Here is a 16,769-nt window from a genome sequence, read left to right as displayed (position 1 = left end):
GGTCGAACACCACGACAAGTTCTGGGTCGATTTCGTTTGCCACGTCCGCGGTCAGCTCCGCACGACGATGCTCGAACGCCTCCGACAGTTCACGAAATTTGGGTGCGAGCCGCGCGCCCTGGGCTGTGCTCCCTGGCCCGACGACCCGCGGTGGAACCGATGGTGACTGACGTCCGCGGTTACCAACTCGCGGCGAGGGCAGTGCAAGTACCGGGTACGGCTCTCCGCTCATTCAGAGGCCTGAACGCGCCGGTGTTCAAGTCGCTCCTGCACGATGGCGCGCAGATTCGGCTCGGGTAACGCTAGAACTGCTCGACGGCGCACGTCGAGCGCAAATTCTTCTAGTTCCGCGTAGCTGGCGCCAGCCAACTTGTCCGCGAGGGTCCGCGGCGTGAATCCGAGATCGCCACCGAATCGTGCGGCGAGGCGCTCGAGAAATTTCGTTGCTCGAGCGCGACTAGGTACTTCGAGATCCACTCTGATCTGGAAGCGGCGCCAGGCTGCGCGGTCCAGCAACTCGCTGTGGTTCGTTGCTCCGACGAGGATGACATGGGCTGGCAGTCGGTCGATCTGCAGCAAGAGTGTCGAGACCACTCGTTTGATTTCGCCCGTCTCGTGCTCGTCAGCTCGCTCTTTCGCGATCGTGTCCAGCTCGTCGAAGAACAACACGCAACGTCGAGTGCGGGCAAATTCGAAAGCTGAGTCGAGGCGAGCGGCAGTTTCACCGAGGAAGCTGGAAACGATTCCTTCGTAGCGAACGACGTAGAAGGGAAGCATCAACTCGGATGCGATCGCTTCCGCGACGCTTGTCTTTCCGTTGCCAGGTGGGCCTGAAAGAAGCAGACGATTTCGAGGCTCAATCCCATAGCTTCTGAGGAGATCAGCTCGCTTCTGCTCTTCGATGAGTTCGCTCACGGTGCGCTCGGGAACGAGTGCGAGATCGAGATCCGACAGACGGCGCTGGGGGACGACCTCGTGAAGAAGATCACGAACTGCGTTGCTCTTGTCATCGCGAGAAATACCCTGCCCAGAGGTCGTTATGACTTCCGACAGGCGATCCGCGAGCAGGTGGTGCTGGTTCGCGCGCTCTTCTGCAATCACGGCTTCGACAAGCGCGCGAAAACGCTCCCGATCTCCGTGGCGCTCTGCCTGGACGAGGTCAAGCAGTAGGTCCGCGCGCGCCATCGTAGCCTCCTGTTGCTGCCGTCTCGCGCCCGATTCTACTGGGGGAGCTGACATTCGCCACGATCAACCCGAGTGTGGTGCAGGACACGCGGCGATCGTCTCTCGACTGCGCGGGCCGCCGACGAAACGTTGGTGACCCTGAGCGTCCGTGACGTGCCGACACTGGTGGGCCCGTCCGCTCGGTGCTGCCGCGGGGCTAGACCTACCTCTCGATACTGCCCGTCATCCGATCATCTCCAGCGACGGCAGTCCGTTGACGATCTCGACCGTCTCGATGCTCACCGTCGTGATTCGCTTGATGAGGTCGAGGATGTAGCGCGGGTCGCCGTGCTCGTCACCCCAGGCGTTCGGATCGTTGACGATGCCGGATGCCTTGTCGGTCTTCACCTGATAGCGCTCGATGATCCAGTCGAGCGCGGAGCGCGACCCGAGCAGATACTCCTGCGCCTCCTCTGGGATACCAGTGAGCGTGATGTCGTCGTTGTAGATGATCGTCGTCTTGTTGTCGTGGCGTCTCTCCTTCGCGTACCGCATCTTGGTGACGCGAAGCGAGGCGTCCGGCGTGACGTTCTCGATTAGCGGGTAGGGCTCAACAGTCTCGTAGCTGAGATGAAGCTCGGAGAGCGCTCGACCAGCTTCAACGAACTGCTTGAACGCTTTGACCTTCGGGATGCGCGGCAGCATCTTCTTGAGGTCAGCCTCGAACTCAGCCCGGTACTCGCGCGAGTGGAGCAGCCCGTAGACGTAGAAGAAGATGTCGTCCTTCGAGACGCCGTTCCCGAACGACTGCCGGTAGTCGGTCAAAATCTCATCGGTGATGTTCTCAATGCGCTCGAACCCGGGCGTTGCCGGAGCAATGATCTTTCCACCCACCTCGTCGAAGACCCGACATCGTGTTCGCGTCTGAGATCGACGACGAGCAGCGCGTCGGACTGGATCTCCCGCCTCGTGGCACGGCTTGTCGCTGCGCCAAGTGTGCCTGTGCGAATGAAGCAGATTCGGGCTCGGTCGCGCATCCCATATGCGGGTGTTGCCTCGCCGATTGCCCTGATGTGCACCCGGAGAAGGACGCCGCACGCGAGAATCGAGCCGGGCGTCCATGACAAGTTCGTCGCGTTACTACAGATCTGACGGCGAGTCTTCCTTCTCTATGTGGGCCCTTGCGACATTCGATAGCCTTCGTTTGTGGCGGGCAGCGGCGATGACCTGGGTAAGGATGCGGGGATTGACCGTGTGCGTGCCCAGATACTCAATCCCGCCTGGGCGAAGTCGCTTCAAGCGATCGCGTCCGAGATTCAGAAGGTCTTCGCTGCTGCCCAGGTGGCCTACGACGCTCTGAAGCCTGGACTCGACGCGGTCGCTTCGGCTGTTCTTCAGATCGCGAAAGTCCTTCCCGATCTGCTCGACACCCTTCCTCCGAATATCCGGGGCCTTGGTGCCGGAATGGACCTGGACAGGATCCTGGACCTAGCGACGAACGAGGGGATTCAGTTCGCCTACGTGCCGCCTACTGCTGTCATCTCGAAAATTCTCGCGGTGCCCGACCCCGGAGCCCGCCGGCGGGTGATCCGAAATAACGCGCGGACTATCCTGGCGGCTTGCGAGAGCGAACTTGCCCTCGTAGCGCGCGGCGACCTGCTGCGTCATGTCGCCTTCGCTGAACATGCCGCGTTGGCAATGCGCGCAGGCTATCGCGACGCTTCGCAGGCGCTCTGCGCCAATCTGTTGGACACAATTCTGGCGGACCAGCTAGGGCCACTCAAGAAGGCAGTCACAAGCCAGAAGTCGAAACCGAAAGTCGATGACTTCTCGGTTCGGGCAGCTATCACGTTGTTGGGCATCTGGTCTGCGCACGGCCAGTACTTTCCCGAACAGGGGGATCTCGTCCCGCGTACGTATAGCCGTCACGGGACGGTGCACGGTGTTTCGAGAAGACAGTTCACTGTAGTGAACGCGACACTTGCACTGATGCACGTCACTGCTTTGCTCCGTCTACTTGACAGCCAGCCCGCTGTGTCTTCGAGTCCATGACGGACGGGTTCGAGGGACGCTAGTAGCAGCTCGGGGGATATTTTCGCGCTCGAACCGGCCCGGGACCGGCCCAGCCACAGCTTAAGGCCGCCCACCTTCGCGACCGCCGCCCGCGTTGACTAGCTATTTTCACTGAATCTATCGGCGGAAATAGGAGCCGGAGTCCGCGGGAAACCACGCCCACCAGGCAAAACGAAACCCCCGCCATGTAGAAGCTAGACGAGGGTTTCTAAGGTGACTGTAATGATCACCCTGTGGCTCCGACGGGCGTCGATCCCGTGACCTCACGATTTTCAGGCCCCCGGCACCTTTCTCGTCCTACAAGGTCCTACTAGGTTGTGTTGCGGTTGGTCGAAAGTGTGCGACCTCGTGCGCTGTCGTGTCGACACGTTTGTGACACAGTCGTGACATAGCGGTGAGCGGACGCGCTTACGGGCGACCCAATCTCGGCATGGGCCCGTGTCCTTCAGTCGCCAGCTCCCGGAGGTTGGCTTTTCCAGTGGCGCACTGCGGGCCGATTTTTCTGGTGTCTAGGTTCGTAGGTGGGCCCGCAGATGCTGCGATCAACAGCTTCGACGGAGGATCGGACGGGCGCGGGCGTTGCATGAACCAGGTCGTCGCGCCATCTGAGTTGGGGCCCTGTTGATTGATGAGAAGTCGGCTGAACTAGCGCGATCTGGGCCCGGTGTCCGGGACCTACGCATTCACTAATCACTCATAAACGAGACCGTCAGGCTCCCCACCGTCAATAACGGCCTCAAGTGCGCTCGCGGTCCATACTCTTCCGAGATCGGTGGACATCGCCCCTGTTGAGGGGTCGGTCACACGTGACGAGTACACCCCGATCAACCGCCATTCTTCGTTAGGCCCCGCATCGGCTGCCGGGTATTCAATGACGGGCGACCCCGACTGCCCTTCGCGAGTCCGGGCGTCCACGAGAAAGCAATCTTCGCCCTCATACGGCATCTTTGGTTCCGTGGCGATTGTTCCCCGAATCCATATCGCTGTTGATGCCCCGCCTCGCAAACCGTAAGGGAACCCCACGATGCTCACTTCGTCGGGTGGTTCCAGCCCTGCTGCAGTCGAGGCAAAACGGTAGGGCAGGTAAATTCCCGAGATGTCCGGGAGCTGCCGCGCAGGTGGGTCGATCGGCAGAGCCACCACGTCGAACCTTGTGCCGAACACGGGGTGGCTGTACCAGAGGGCCTGCCCATCCTCGTCATAGAGATCCAGCATCACGGTGCGGGTGCCGAGCAGGGCAAGATGTTCACCGGCCTCGCCGATTCCGGAGCCAACGGTCGGAATGACGACGCGAAGTTGTTTGGGTAGTGACGCGCTACCCAATGGTTTCATCGTCTTTCGATCGCGTCCGGTGACAATGTGACCATTCGTGACGAGGAAATTCTGACCATAGTGTTCGAGGACGAAACCGGTCCCTTGAATGATGAGAAGAGACTCGTCCGGATCATCGAAAGACGGTCGAACGGCTTCCACGTAGACAGACATGAACGACGGAAAAGACAACGCTGAACTCCTTACACTCAGCCGCGGAGATGGCTTGAGCATTTATCCGTGCGCGAGAAACCCTAGCGGTCTTGCTCCGCATCTCGGCTGGCTGCAGTGTGCATCAGCCTCTCATCCAAGCGCGTAGTCGTGGCTTGGGGCCGGGGGCCACAGTTGCCGCGACTACCCCGCCGGGTCTCGTTTCGATGACCTGCTCCAAAACTTCGGCTGTTCAAGCTGGTGCCTGGCCACCGCGCGGGTGGGCGGCTGGTGAGATGCTACTGAGCAGATCGGGTCGGAGGCATGCGAGTTGCCTGTCTTGGCAAAGGTGTGGAACGCACCTAGTTCGCCGGTTGGCCGGCTTGTTCAGCGCCGACCAGATCCGGAGGATCACCTGTAGTGTCCGTTCTTTCGAGCTTTGTGTGGAGTGTCGCCGACACTCTGCGCGGTCCATATTCCGAAGCCGAGTACGGTCGCGTGATCCTCCCGTTCACAGTGCTGCGCCGCCTGGAGTGCGTGATGTCGCCGCACCGCGTGGCAATGGCCGAGATCGTCCGGCGCTACCGGGGCGAGCCGCAGCGGCGCACGCACCTGAAAATCGCGACACGCACCGAGGACAGCGCCGGGCTTTCGTTCTGGACCACTAGCGACTACACGCTCGAGAGGGCGCTGCAGGACCCAGATAACTTGGCCGAGAACCTTATTCACTACGTGGGCGGCTTCTCAGCGAACCTAGACGTGTTCCGGTCCTTTGACTTCGAGAACGTCATCCGCACGCTCGACGAGCGCGACCGCCTCGCCCAGGTCACTCGGCATTTTGAGGGGATCGACCTGTCGCCGGACAAGGTGTCCAACGCCGATATGGGGGACCTCTTCGAGAACCTCATCTATCGGTTTGCCGAGTCTGCTAACGACGGTGCCGGCCAGTTCTACACGCCGCGCGACGTTGTGAGGCTCCTCGTTGACCTGGTCTACGCCGAGGACACTGAGGCCCTGCGCGACCGCGGTACTGTGCGATCCATATACGACCCCACGGTAGGCACAGGCGGCATGTTGACAGTTGCCGACGAGCACCTTCATGGGCTCAACCCGGACGCGTCCACCGCGCTTTACGGCCAGGAGATCAATGCGCGAACCTACGCAATCTGCAAGGCTGACCTGCTCATCAAAGGGCAGGACCCGTCGAACGTCCGGCAGGGCGACACGCTCGTCGTCGACCGGTTCGAGGGGCGGCGTTTCGACTACGTGCTCTCCAATCCGCCATTCGGCACCGACTGGAAGGCTGTCGAGTCCGACGTAAAAAAGCAGCATGCGCGCGGGGGACGTGGTCGCTTCGCACCCGGCCTTCCGGCGGTCGGCGACGCGGCGATGCTGTTCCTCTTGCATGTCGCGTCGAAGATGCGCGACATCGACGACTCGGGGGCAAGTGGGTCCGGCGGGCGTTGACCCCATAACCGCCTCTCACCAGGGAAAAGCAAAACCCCCACCATGTTAGAAGCTAGGTGGGGGCTTCTAGGATGACTGTAACGGTCACCTTGTGGCTCCGACGGGCGTCGATCCCGTGACCTCACGATTTTCAGTCGCGCGACGGGTTGGTGGGTAGTGCCCCCGAAGGCCGAGTAGCAACTTCGTTCGCGTGCCGATCGGCCATCTTGCGCCCGACCCGATCGCGGATCATCGCTGTGATCGCGAAGCCGACAATCAAGGCCGGCGCGGCGAGCGTCGCCTCGCTGGCGAGCGACGAGATGAGGGCGCTGGCGACAGCCGCTGCTGCCGCCGCTCCCGCGAGGGCACGCGGACTCCGGAGCTCATATCCCAACCCGGCTCCGACACCGATCAGGGCGGCAAGTATGCACACCACCACGGGCTCGCGGAGCAACGTGAGAACCTGTTCCATCTTCCGCCTCAGCAATAGGTGTGTGAAATTGCACCGGGCAGCGGCGCTACGACGATGTGCAAGCACCCTTTCGGACGCAGGTTGTTCGCCGTAGCGGCCTGCACCTGCAGATATCCCGACCACAGCCCGCATGCGAGCACGAGCCGCTTGTCCTTCGCCAAGGCGGCGCAGAACGATGAGGCGCCCGCGTAGTCCTTGATGTTCGCCGTTTCCGAGCGAGTGAGCGTGAGCCCCCATGTCGCATTCCGCCAGCCCCAGGTTGGATCGGCGACGATCGGGTAGATGGTGGCATCCGTCGGAGAGACGATCTGGACGAGTCGATCACCGCGAACCTCATAGTGCGTAGGAACCGGCGCGCCGCTCGCGTCCGTTGCCCAGGGGGCATCAACGGGAACCGCGACTCCTTCACGGCCGTCCTGGACGAACGCCGCGTTGCCCGTTGTATCGACGACGGCCCGGAAACCGTCCATTCCGAACTCTGCCTCGTGCGTCGCATGGGGATCAGGAATCACGGTGTGCACGCGGGTGTCGCCGGTCTCCAACGCTTGAACTGCGACGCTCGCGTCGTTGTCGCTCGTGTAGACGACGGTCCCGTCATCGGTCGCCTCTGCTCGGCTGAGGTCGAGTCCTTCCGGCAGCGTGATGCTGGCCGAAAGTTCTCTCCCTCCGACCGTCGTCGACACTTCGATGGGGTCATCCGGACTGACGGGGATACTCGTGTCCGTACCGAGGGTGCCTGCCTCGAATGAACTTCCAGTCTCGACGGCAGGCGCCGGTTCAATGAGGTCCGGGGCGGCGTCCGAGACGAGGGTCGCAACTTCAGAAGCGTTGATGGCGCTGGTGGGCTCGATTGCCGAAGCCGGCACCGCCGACCAGGCGACGACGCAACAGGCTATAGCCGCCACGGTCAGGTGCCTGTAGAGCCGCGCTCGCGGGGATACGGGTTCGCTTGTCATGTGATTCACCTCTCTGCGGCGCGGAAGCGAGAGCAGAATGGCGAGTTGATCTCGTGCTCAATGCCGTGGCCGCTAAGGAACACTAAGAAGCGTGAGCATGCACGCATGCGTGTGAGCCGCGAAATCCACCTGAAGCTGGGTTGTGTCCGCCACAGGGAGGACACGGCCGCTTCCCCCACGGGGTTAGTGAGGTTGCGCTGAGCGTCGGCTTAAAGCCACCCCCGCTCCACCGCCACCCGCACGGCATCCGCGCGATTTCGGCCGCCGGTCTTCCCGATCGCGCTGGACAGGTGATTCTTCACCGTCCCTTCCGACAGGTGCACCATTCGCGCGATGTCGGCGATCGACCCGCCCGATCGTGCCGCGGCCAGCACATCCGTCTCCCGCTCGGTCAGCGGTGAGTCCCCCTGCGCCAGTGACTCTGCGGCCAGCGATGGATCCACCACGCGGAACCCCGCCGACACCCGCCGCACGGCATCCGCCAGCTCCGCCGCGGGAGTGTCCTTCACCACGAACCCCGACGCCCCAGCCTGCATGGCACGCGCCAGGTATCCCGGCCGGCCGAAGGTCGTGACCATGAGGGCGCGGCATCCGGGAACCTCCGCACGCAGCTGAGCCGCGGCGGCGATGCCGTCGATGCCGGGCATCTCGATGTCGAGTAGGGCCACGGTCGCGTCGGATGCGCGGGCGGCCTCGACCACCTCGTCGCCGCGGCCGACCTGGGCGACGACCTCGATGTCGGGCTCCAGGCCGAGCAGCGCGGCGAGGGCACCGCGCACGAGCGCCTGATCGTCGGCGATGAGTAGTCGGATCACCACGTCACCCTCACACGGAGCCCGCTTCGGCCCACGGTCATACCGATCACCACGTCACCCTCACACGGAATCCGCCGAGGTCGCTGCGACCCACGGACATGCGGGCGCCGGTGGTCTCGACGCGCTCGCGCAGCCCCGCCAGCCCCGAACCGGACGACGGAGCACCAGACGGCCCGCGCCCATCATCGGCAACATCGATCGAGCGGCCGTCGAGCGAAACCCGGCATACGGATGCCCCCGCGTGCCGCACCACGTTCGTCACCGCCTCGCGCACCACCCAGCCCGCAAGCTCGCGTCGGTCCGACGGCACCTGCTCCGTCGACCCGGGCAGCTCCGCGGTCACGCCGGCGCTCTCCAGCGCCGCGCGCGCGGCCGCGAGCTCGCCGCTGATGCTCACGCCGCGATACCCGTGCACCGTCGCGCGCACATCGGCCAACGCGCCGCGCGACAGTTGCTCGATCTGGGCGATCTCGTCGCGGGCGGCCGGGGAGCCGGCATCCATCAGTCGTCCGGCCAGCTCGGTCTTCACCGTGATCACGGTCAGCGAGTGGCCGAGGATGTCGTGCACGTCGCGCGCGACCCTCCCCCGCTCGCGTTCTGCGGCGAGTTCGGCCACTTGCTCTTGCGCGGTGCGGAGCTTCTCGAGCGTGACGACGTTCTCGACGAACGAGAACATCATGAACGACACCGACACGATGATCGCCGCGTTCAGCGCGCTGAGGAAGGTGCCTTCGTGCACCCCTACGAGGAACGACACCGCCGCGAGCACCGCGATGATCGAGAAGACCACTGCCCGCCCCACGCGGGACACGGCGACGGCGACACCGACGAACGTCCACATCCAGCGCACGTCCGCGCCGAGCCAGGGCACGAGCGAGAGGCTCAGCGCGAGCAGGATGCCGGCGGGCACGAGCCGCGCAAACCGCACGGGCATGCGGCGGATCACCGGAACCGATAGCAGGAAAATCGCCGCGAACACGACAACGATGCCGGAACCCGCGACGGCCGCCCAGACGTTCGGCAGTTCCCACAGCGACAGCAAAGTCGGGAACGTCCAGATGAGCGAGAGCCCCGCGCCGAGGAACCAGCCGCGATCGCTCGGACCGTAGCCCGGAGCGCGCACGCGCCCCGGGCCGGTCGTCTCGCTCATGTCGTTCACGATAGAGCGGCTCACGAACGCCGCGTGTCCCGGCGGAAGAAGTAGACCGTGCCCGCGACGAACACCGCGAGCCACACCACCGCGTTGATCAGGGCGCCGAGGTCGAAGGCATCCCCCGTCAGCGGCGCGCGAGCGAGCACCCCGATGCCGTACACGGGCGTCAGCTTGCCGATCGTCTGGAGGAAGTCGGGCATCGTCGACAGCGGGTAGAACAGCCCGCCGAGGAACGACAGCAGCACCACCGCGAGGCTCGTGATCTGCGCGACGTTCTCGCCCGGCACCATGTACCCGACCATGAGTCCGAGCGTCGTGAACACCGCCCCTGCCAGCAGCCACGCGGCCACTCCCGTGACGATCCACTGCACCGCCGAGAGCTCGACCCCCGACAGGGATGCCACGATGTACGTCGCCACCACCGCAATGAGCCCGAACACCATGCCGGCCAAAAGCTTGATGATGACGTTGACCAGGGGATTCAGCGGCGTGAGACGCAGCTGACGGGTCCAGCCCTGCGCGCGCTCGACGGCGACCGCGGCCCCCGTCTGGGTCGCCGACATCATCGCGCCGTACATCGCCATCGACACCATGATGTACGCGGCCACCGACACTCCCCCGGATGCCACGGGCGTATCGGTGAGGGGCAGATCGAGCATCTGGTACCCGATGATGAAGAACATCAGCACGGGGAACGCGACCGTGAAGATCAGCGCCCGCGGGTTGCGGAGCTTTCGGAGAAGCTCGATCCGCAAATACGTCAGGGTGAACCCGCCCAGGACGGGCGCGGGGCGATCGAGGCTGATGGCGGTCATCGGAGTGCTCCGTTCGAGGCGTCGGCGGATGCCGGGGAGTCGATGGTCAGAGCGACGAACACGCTCTCGAGGTTCTGCGCGGTGATCTCCAGATCCCGCGCTGCGGTGGCGGTGAGCAGGTGCTTCGCGAGCGCGTCGGAGTCGCGCGTGTGGATCGTGACGCGCTCGCCGGACGCCTCGACCGAGTCGACACCGGGCACGGATGCCAGCGCCGCGAGGTCGGCATCCGGGATCGTCGCCTGCACGACCCGGCCCGACACGAGGTTCTTGATCTCGGCCGTCGATCCGTCGGCGACGATCTGCCCGCGGGTCATCAGCACGATGCGGTCGGCGTACTCGTCGGCCTCATCGAGGTAGTGCGTGGCGAACATGACGGTGCGTCCACGGGCGGCATCCGCCCGGATCGCGCTCCAGAACGAGCGGCGCGCCTCGACGTCCATTCCGGTGGTCGGCTCGTCGAGGATCAGCAGCGCTGGGTCGCTGACGAGCGCCATCGCGAATCGCAGGCGCTGCTGTTCGCCGCCCGAGCACAGGCCCACGCGACGGTTCGCCAGATCCCGGATGCCAGCCCGCTCCAGCGTCTCGTCCACGGGACGCTTCTCGGCGAAGAGGCTCGCCGTCAGCTCCACCGTTTCGCGCACGGTCAGGTCTTTCAGCAGTCCGCCGCTCTGGAGCACGGCCGAGACGAGGCCGCGCGAGACCGCACCGCGCGGGCTGTGCCCGAACACCTCGATGGAGCCGGAGTCGGGGGTCGTCAGGCCGAGGATCATGTCGATCGTCGTGGTCTTGCCGGCGCCGTTCGGGCCGAGGAACGCCACGATCTCGCCGGGCTGCACGCGCAGATCGACGCCGCGGACGGCGTGGACGGAGCCGAAACTCTTGACGACGCCCCGCGCGTCGATCGCCGCGGGGCCGGGGGTGGAGGAGGTCATGTCCTCATGGTGGCCCGGCGGCGGGGCCCGTGCCTGGTGCGGGGGTCATCTTGTGGGGGTGACGTTCGTCATGGGTCAGGCCGGCTTCGACGCCCGGATCGTGTAGCTCAGCGGCATGACCGACGGCTGCTCTGTGAGGGCGTACTCGCCGTCGGGACGCAGCGTCATGCGGCCGGGGAGCGCCTCCCACGGCACGCTGTCGTGCTCGATGAGGGCGTCGAGCCGCAGGCCCCGATCGAGCAGCGCCGTGACGATCTCGCCGAGGCCGCGGTTCCACTCGTACGTCCGTGTCGACTGCAGCGGTGCCGACACCTCGACGTACGTGCTGTCGTCATCCCATTCCAGCGGCGCGGGCTGTTCGAAGTACGGGAACGCGAGCGTGAGCCCGGGCATCGTTTCGTTCATCGACCACAGGATCGGGTGCCCCTCGCGGACGTGCAGCGTCCCGCCGGGAGCGAGCAGCTCGGCGACGACGCCCGCCCACTCGGTGATCGACGGGAGCCAGCACAGCGCCCCGATACCCGTGTAGACGAGGTCGAACTCCCCCGCCGGCAGCACATCCGTCGCGCGAGAAACGTCCGATTGGATGAAATCGACGGCATCACCTGTCTCAGCGACGAGACGTCCCGCCTCGGCGACCGCGTTTTCCGAGAAGTCCAGGCCCGTCACTCGGGCGCCGAGGCGTGCGAGCGACAGTGTGTCGGTGCCGATGTGGCACTGAAGGTGAACCGCCCGTGTGCCGGCGATGTCGCCCAGCAAGGGCAGGTCGAAGCGCACGACGTCCGACAGGGCCTCACGGTCGTCGACGTACCTCTGAACCCCGTAGCCCGACCCGTCGCGGGCCGCGTGCAGGGTGGCGCGCTCGTTCCAGTTGGCGCGGTTCGCATCGATGTACTCGGCGGTCATGGCATCCCTCTCCGGTCGTGCAGCCTTGCCACGATACAGACCGCGGATGCCACTCCCCCAGGCTTGCACTCGGCGGAACGCCGTGACGGCCCGTGACGTGGGCCCGCCCCGGTGTCGGGGGCCCGGGTTAGCGTGGAAACCATGTCGGGCAGCGTGTACGTGATCCATGAGAACCCCCAGTGGCTTCCGCCGTTCCAGGCGGCGTTCGCCGCGGAGAATATTCCGCTGAGGGAATGGCTTCTCACCGACGGTTCGATCGACCTCTCGGTCGAGCCGCCCGAGGGCGTGTTCTGGTCGCGTCTGAGCGCCTCGGCGCACACGCGCGACCACGGCGACAGTAAGGAGTACGGCCGCGCGGTGCTGCGCTGGCTCGCGTCGTGGGGCCGCACCGTCGTGAATGGTGCCGACGTGCTCGAGCTCGAGGTGAGCAAGGTCGCGCAGCACGCGGCTCTGCGTCACGCGGGCATCGAGGTGCCGCGGACGGTGGCGGTCTTCGGAACCGCGGGGTTGGCGGCGAAGGCCGAGGAGTTCGAGGCGCCCTTCATCAGCAAGCACAACCAGGGCGGCAAAGGCCTCGGCGTGCGCCGGTGGGATTCTCACGCAGAGTTCGCCGCCTGGGTCGCCGGCCCCGACTTCGAGCCCTCCCCTGACGGCATCACGCTGCTGCAGGAGCTTCTCGTGGCGCGCTCGCCGTTCGTCACTCGCGCCGAGTTCGTCGGGGGCGAGTTCGTCTACGCCGTGCGCGTCGACACGAGCGCGGGCAGCTTCGAACTGTGCCCGGCCGAGGCGTGCGCGATCCCCGGCGCCGACGGCGTGGAGCCCGAGCCGATGTTCCGCCTCCGAGACGACGTCGACCCGGCGCTCATCGACCGCTACCTCGCGTTCCTCGCGGCCGAGGGCATCGGGGTCGCCGGCATCGAGTTCATCGAGACGCTCGACGGCCGCACCGTCACCTACGACGTGAACACCAACACGAACTACAACCCCGACGTTGAGGCATCCGCCCCGCTCTCGGGTCCGCGGCAGATCGCCCGCTGGCTCGGGGCGCTACTCGAGCACGACGCCCCGGCCCTCGCGCAGCGCTGAGGTCGCGCGGGTTCGGGGGCGCGCGGGTTCGGGGTCGCGGGTTCGATTCCGCCCGGGCATGAGGCCGCGCGGGACTCGGGGTCGCGCGGGCTCCACTCGGCGGGGGCTCGCGTGCGCGTCGATCACGCGTTGCCGCGCCTCACGCGTCGCGCAACGCCTCCAGCCGCCGCACGCGCGGGATGACCTCGGCGGCGAAGCGCTGCAGCTCGGGCAGGTGCGGCGAGAACTGCAGGAGCAGCGTCGAGACGCCGACGTTCGCGAACTCCACGATGCGTTCGGCGACCTGGTCGGGCGTGCCGATGAGGTTCGGGCGGAGGCCGCGGTTCGACACCGAGTACTCCTTCAGGTCGACGGGGGTGTCGAGCTTCGACTTGCTCACGAAGTCCTGGTACGAGCCGTAGGCCGCTCCCCCGCGCACGTCGGTGATGCGGTCGATCTCGGCCTGCGCCTCGTCTTCGGTGTCGCGCACGACCGCGTACGCCGCCATGCCGAACGCCTCGAACGGCGCCGCACCGGCCTCGGCGCGCCGACGTCGCATGTCGGCGACCTTCGTCGAGAGCTCGTCGAGCGTGCCGCCGTGCGTCAGGTACGCGTCGGCGAACCGCGTGATCGCGGTACGCCCCGCCTCGCTCTCTCCCCCGGCGTACAGACGCGGGAGCACCCGCGGCTTCGGCTCCAGGAAGGTGCCCTCGGTGCCGTAGTACTCCCCCTCGTACGCGAACGGCGTCTGCGTCCACAGGCCGCGCAGCACCTCGACCCATTCGATCGTGCGGGCGTACCGGTCGTCGTGGGCGCTGAAGAGCCCGTCGTACTGCTTCGCTTCCTCCGCCCACCACGCCGACACGACGTTGAGCGTGAAGCGCCCACCGCTGATCTCGTCGATCGTCGCGGCCTGCTTCGCCGTGTGGAACGGGTTGTGGAAGCCGGGGCGCACCGCCGCCAGAAGCTCGAGCTTCGAGGTCACGGCCGCGAGGCCCGCGGTCACCGCCCACGCGTCGAGCGACGGCGCCTCGACGCCCTTGATGTCGTTGAGATTCAGCTCGGGGATCAGCGTCAGGTCGAAGCCGCCCTCCTCGGCGGCCCGCGCGATCTCGGCGATGTGGGCGAACGACACGGGCGTCTGCTCGTCGTCGACGTTGCGGAGCCACCCGCCGAAGATCGGGGTCCAGTAACCGAAACGCACGCGCTGGGGGGAGGTCATGGCATCCATCCTCACTCGGCATCCGCTGTGTGTCGTCACGGGGAGAAATCGTCCGTCACATGTCGTTGACCGCTCGCGCGGCCGGTGCGACGGTAGCCCGCAACCGATCACCGAGGAGCCCCCATGACCGACATCGCGTCCACCCACGAGCCGCTGAAATTCGCCTATTGGGTCCCCAATGTCAGCGGCGGCCTGGTGATCAGCTCGATCGAGCAACGCACCGACTGGAGCCTCGATTACAACGTCGAGCTCGCCCGCACCGCGGAACGTGTCGGATTCGAATACGCCCTCAGCCAGGTGCGGTACGCCTCGAGTTACGGGGCCGCGCAGCAGCACGAATCCACCTCAATCAGCCTCGCGTTGCTGCTGGCCACCGAGAAGCTCAAGGTGATCTCGGCCATCCACCCCGGGATCTGGCATCCGGCTGTCCTGGCGAAGTTCATCAACACCGCCGACCAGTTCTCGCACGGCCGGGCCGCGGTCAACGTCGTGAGCGGTTGGTTCAAAGACGAGTACACCGACCTCGGTCTGGAGTGGCTCGAGCACGACGAGCGGTATGAGCGGGCGGCGGAGTTCATCCAGATCTTGCGCGGGCTCTGGACTCAGGAGAAGTTCTCGTTCCACGGCAAGTACTACGACATCACCGACTTCACGCTCCGACCCTTCCCGTACGGGGTGCCCGGGCGCGCGCACCCCGACATCTTCCAGGGCGGGAACTCCACGGCCGCACGCTTCAACGGCGGCGCCTACGCCGACTGGTACTTCTCGAACGGCAAGGACTTCAACGGGTTCACTGAGCAATACGACGACGTCACACGCATCGCGGCGGAGCACGGACGCCGCACGCGATTCGGGCTGAACGGCTTCGTCATCCAGCGCGACAGCCGCGCGGAAGCCGAAGAGCAACTGCGCGAGATCATCGCGCAAGCCGACGACGCCGCGGTCGAGGGATTCCGCCGGAGCGTGCAGGAGGCGGGCAACGCCACCACCGACAAGAAGGGGATGTGGGCCGACTCGACGGTCGAGGACCTCGTGCAGTACAACGACGGCTTCCGCACGCAGCTCTTCGGCGACGCGCAGCAGATCGCGGAGCGCATCATCGAGTACAAGAAGCGCGGGGTCGACCTGCTCCTGCTCGGGTTCTTGCACTTCCAGGAGGAGCTCGAGCGGTTCGGAGAGACGGTGATCCCGATCGTGCGCGAGCTCGAGGCCGACCTCGCCCGGACGGGCGATCCGATCGGCGTGGCCGGTCGTTGACCTGTCCTCGGTGCGACACGGATCCGCGCATTCCGCTTTCGGAATACGCGTTACGCGCCGTCGAGCATCGGCTGCGCCCGCGCCGTCTGGTCTCGTAGGGCGTCCGCGAGCGCGGCAACGGCGGGGATCCGCAGCGAATCCGCGCGCACGATCATCCAATACGGCAACCTCTCTGCGACGAGCGACGGCAGGAGCCGCACCAGATCGTCATGCCGGTCGGCGGCGAAACAGGGAAGCATGCCGATTCCGGCACCTGCCCGTGTCGCTTCCACGTGCACGAAGACGTTCGTCGACGTCACGCCGTCGCGCATGCGCGGCACGAGCCGCCGCGGCAGGTCGAGGGCCTCCACCTGCAGCATCGAGTCGACGAAGTACACGAGCCGGTGCCGCTCCAGCTCGGCGAGACTGTGCGGCGTCCCCTCGCGCTCCAAGTACGCCCGCGACGCGTACATCCCGAGCGTGTACGTGCCCACGCGGGTCGCGGTGCCGCGCGAGGTCTGCGGCTCCCCCACCACCACCTCCAGATCGAGGCCCGGGCGATGCAGGGCCGCCCGGCGCTGGGTGGCGACGATCTCGACGGAGAGTTCCGGATGCCGCTGTCGCAGCGCCGCGATCGCGGGCGCGGCCACGTAGGCGCTGAATCCATCCGTCGCCGACATCCGCACGACCCCCGACACCGGGTCGGGCTCCTCTCCCTCTCCGGACAGGCGCGACATCGCGGCCTCGATGCGGCCGGCCGTCTCGACCGCGTGCTGCCCGAGCGCCGTCAGTTCCCAGCCGCGACCGGACGAAGCCACGACCACACGCCCGCCGAGGGCGTCCTCGAGGGCGGCGATGCGACGGGCGACGGTCGTGTGGTCGACGCCGCGCACCTGCGCGGCAGCGGTGTAGCGGCCGGTGCGCGCCACCGCGAGGAGCGTCAAGAGGTCGTCGGCGCGGACGTTCGCGGCATCCATGTCTGCAATTCTGCACATAGGACCCGCACCATTGGGCATTGCCGCATGGTCCGAGCCTCCGCAGACTGTCTCGCGG

General features: G+C 66.0%; 16 protein-coding genes. 4 read left to right on the top strand and 12 right to left on the bottom strand.

Going from position 1 to position 16,769, the window contains the following annotated elements:
- Nucleotides 1-228: 228 nt before the first annotated feature.
- Both LQV45_RS06790 and LQV45_RS06785 read right to left on the bottom strand, forming a co-directional pair.
- Nucleotides 229-1,185 carry an AAA family ATPase gene (locus LQV45_RS06790; protein WP_230006341.1) on the bottom strand — a complete coding sequence of 319 codons (957 nt, stop codon included), beginning with the start codon at nucleotides 1,183-1,185 and terminating at the stop codon, nucleotides 229-231.
- Nucleotides 1,186-1,407: 222 nt separating this feature from the next.
- On the bottom strand, nucleotides 1,408-2,058 hold the full coding sequence (locus tag LQV45_RS06785; protein WP_230006340.1) for a type ISP restriction/modification enzyme: 651 nt from the start codon (nucleotides 2,056-2,058) through the stop codon (nucleotides 1,408-1,410).
- Nucleotides 2,059-2,370: 312 nt separating this feature from the next.
- Here LQV45_RS06785 and LQV45_RS06780 point away from each other — a divergent pair, with 312 nt between their 5' ends.
- Nucleotides 2,371-3,216: a hypothetical protein gene (locus LQV45_RS06780; protein WP_230006339.1), complete on the top strand. Its 846-nt coding sequence runs from the start codon at nucleotides 2,371-2,373 to the stop codon at nucleotides 3,214-3,216.
- A gap of 711 nt (nucleotides 3,217-3,927) precedes the next feature.
- Here the strand turns inward: LQV45_RS06780 and LQV45_RS06775 are convergent.
- Entirely contained in the window at nucleotides 3,928-4,740 is an 813-nt protein-coding gene (locus LQV45_RS06775) for a serine protease (RefSeq protein ID WP_230006338.1), read from the bottom strand.
- 378 nt (nucleotides 4,741-5,118) lie between these two features.
- Between LQV45_RS06775 and LQV45_RS06770 the strand changes: the two genes are divergently transcribed.
- Nucleotides 5,119-6,165, top strand: coding sequence for a class I SAM-dependent DNA methyltransferase (locus tag LQV45_RS06770; RefSeq protein WP_230006337.1), 1,047 nt, complete (start codon nucleotides 5,119-5,121; stop codon nucleotides 6,163-6,165).
- 130 nt (nucleotides 6,166-6,295) lie between these two features.
- Here the strand turns inward: LQV45_RS06770 and LQV45_RS06765 are convergent, their stop codons facing one another.
- From LQV45_RS06765 to LQV45_RS06735, 7 genes are all read right to left on the bottom strand, one after another.
- Entirely contained in the window at nucleotides 6,296-6,616 is a 321-nt protein-coding gene (locus tag LQV45_RS06765) for a hypothetical protein (RefSeq protein WP_230006336.1), read from the bottom strand.
- Between the two features lie 8 nt (nucleotides 6,617-6,624).
- Nucleotides 6,625-7,572 (bottom strand): hypothetical protein, encoded by a 948-nt coding sequence (locus tag LQV45_RS06760; protein WP_230006335.1) that lies wholly within the window; start codon nucleotides 7,570-7,572, stop codon nucleotides 6,625-6,627.
- Nucleotides 7,573-7,781: 209 nt separating this feature from the next.
- Nucleotides 7,782-8,387 carry a response regulator transcription factor gene (locus tag LQV45_RS06755; RefSeq protein WP_230006334.1) on the bottom strand — a complete coding sequence of 202 codons (606 nt, stop codon included), beginning with the start codon at nucleotides 8,385-8,387 and terminating at the stop codon, nucleotides 7,782-7,784.
- A 46-nt stretch (nucleotides 8,388-8,433) separates the two neighbouring features.
- On the bottom strand, nucleotides 8,434-9,537 hold the full coding sequence (locus tag LQV45_RS06750) for a sensor histidine kinase (RefSeq protein ID WP_230006333.1): 1,104 nt from the start codon (nucleotides 9,535-9,537) through the stop codon (nucleotides 8,434-8,436).
- A 20-nt stretch (nucleotides 9,538-9,557) separates the two neighbouring features.
- Nucleotides 9,558-10,355: an ABC transporter permease gene (locus LQV45_RS06745; protein WP_230006332.1), complete on the bottom strand. Its 798-nt coding sequence runs from the start codon at nucleotides 10,353-10,355 to the stop codon at nucleotides 9,558-9,560.
- Nucleotides 10,352-11,287: an ABC transporter ATP-binding protein gene (locus LQV45_RS06740; protein WP_230006331.1), complete on the bottom strand. Its 936-nt coding sequence runs from the start codon at nucleotides 11,285-11,287 to the stop codon at nucleotides 10,352-10,354. The genes LQV45_RS06745 and LQV45_RS06740 overlap by 4 nt, the downstream gene beginning before the upstream one ends.
- A gap of 75 nt (nucleotides 11,288-11,362) precedes the next feature.
- Nucleotides 11,363-12,193 carry a bifunctional 2-polyprenyl-6-hydroxyphenol methylase/3-demethylubiquinol 3-O-methyltransferase UbiG gene (locus LQV45_RS06735; RefSeq protein ID WP_230006330.1) on the bottom strand — a complete coding sequence of 277 codons (831 nt, stop codon included), beginning with the start codon at nucleotides 12,191-12,193 and terminating at the stop codon, nucleotides 11,363-11,365.
- A 141-nt stretch (nucleotides 12,194-12,334) separates the two neighbouring features.
- Between LQV45_RS06735 and LQV45_RS06730 the strand changes: the two genes are divergently transcribed.
- The gene (locus LQV45_RS06730) at nucleotides 12,335-13,279 is read left to right on the top strand and encodes a RimK family alpha-L-glutamate ligase (protein ID WP_230006329.1); all 945 of its coding nucleotides are present in this window, start codon (nucleotides 12,335-12,337) and stop codon (nucleotides 13,277-13,279) included.
- A gap of 139 nt (nucleotides 13,280-13,418) precedes the next feature.
- Here the strand turns inward: LQV45_RS06730 and LQV45_RS06725 are convergent, their stop codons facing one another.
- A complete protein-coding gene (locus tag LQV45_RS06725; protein WP_230006328.1) occupies nucleotides 13,419-14,480 on the bottom strand; it encodes an LLM class flavin-dependent oxidoreductase in 1,062 nt (353 codons plus the stop codon).
- A 123-nt stretch (nucleotides 14,481-14,603) separates the two neighbouring features.
- Here LQV45_RS06725 and sfnG point away from each other — a divergent pair, with 123 nt between their 5' ends.
- Entirely contained in the window at nucleotides 14,604-15,737 is a 1,134-nt protein-coding gene (gene sfnG / locus LQV45_RS06720; RefSeq protein WP_230006327.1) for a dimethylsulfone monooxygenase SfnG, read from the top strand.
- A 50-nt stretch (nucleotides 15,738-15,787) separates the two neighbouring features.
- Here sfnG and LQV45_RS06715 read toward each other — a convergent pair whose 3' ends face one another.
- Nucleotides 15,788-16,693 (bottom strand): LysR family transcriptional regulator, encoded by a 906-nt coding sequence (locus tag LQV45_RS06715; RefSeq protein ID WP_230006326.1) that lies wholly within the window; start codon nucleotides 16,691-16,693, stop codon nucleotides 15,788-15,790.
- Nucleotides 16,694-16,769: the final 76 nt, after the last annotated feature.

It is taken from the genome of Microbacterium sp. Bi128, assembly GCF_918698205.1.
Note: the sequence above shows the minus strand (reverse complement) of the source record. Positions and strands in the feature narration are given on the sequence as shown.

Coding starts and splice junctions, on each gene's coding strand:
- LQV45_RS06790 (WP_230006341.1), bottom strand. CDS start 1,185: ATGGCGCGCGCGGACCTACTGCTTGACCTCGTCCAGGCAGAGCGCCAC.
- LQV45_RS06765 (WP_230006336.1), bottom strand. CDS start 6,616: ATGGAACAGGTTCTCACGTTGCTCCGCGAGCCCGTGGTGGTGTGCATA.
- LQV45_RS06760 (WP_230006335.1), bottom strand. CDS start 7,572: ATGACAAGCGAACCCGTATCCCCGCGAGCGCGGCTCTACAGGCACCTG.
- LQV45_RS06750 (WP_230006333.1), bottom strand. CDS start 9,537: ATGAGCGAGACGACCGGCCCGGGGCGCGTGCGCGCTCCGGGCTACGGT.
- LQV45_RS06745 (WP_230006332.1), bottom strand. CDS start 10,355: ATGACCGCCATCAGCCTCGATCGCCCCGCGCCCGTCCTGGGCGGGTTC.
- LQV45_RS06740 (WP_230006331.1), bottom strand. CDS start 11,287: ATGACCTCCTCCACCCCCGGCCCCGCGGCGATCGACGCGCGGGGCGTC.
- LQV45_RS06735 (WP_230006330.1), bottom strand. CDS start 12,193: ATGACCGCCGAGTACATCGATGCGAACCGCGCCAACTGGAACGAGCGC.
- LQV45_RS06730 (WP_230006329.1), top strand. CDS start 12,335: ATGTCGGGCAGCGTGTACGTGATCCATGAGAACCCCCAGTGGCTTCCG.
- LQV45_RS06725 (WP_230006328.1), bottom strand. CDS start 14,480: ATGACCTCCCCCCAGCGCGTGCGTTTCGGTTACTGGACCCCGATCTTC.
- sfnG (WP_230006327.1), top strand. CDS start 14,604: ATGACCGACATCGCGTCCACCCACGAGCCGCTGAAATTCGCCTATTGG.
- LQV45_RS06715 (WP_230006326.1), bottom strand. CDS start 16,693: ATGGATGCCGCGAACGTCCGCGCCGACGACCTCTTGACGCTCCTCGCG.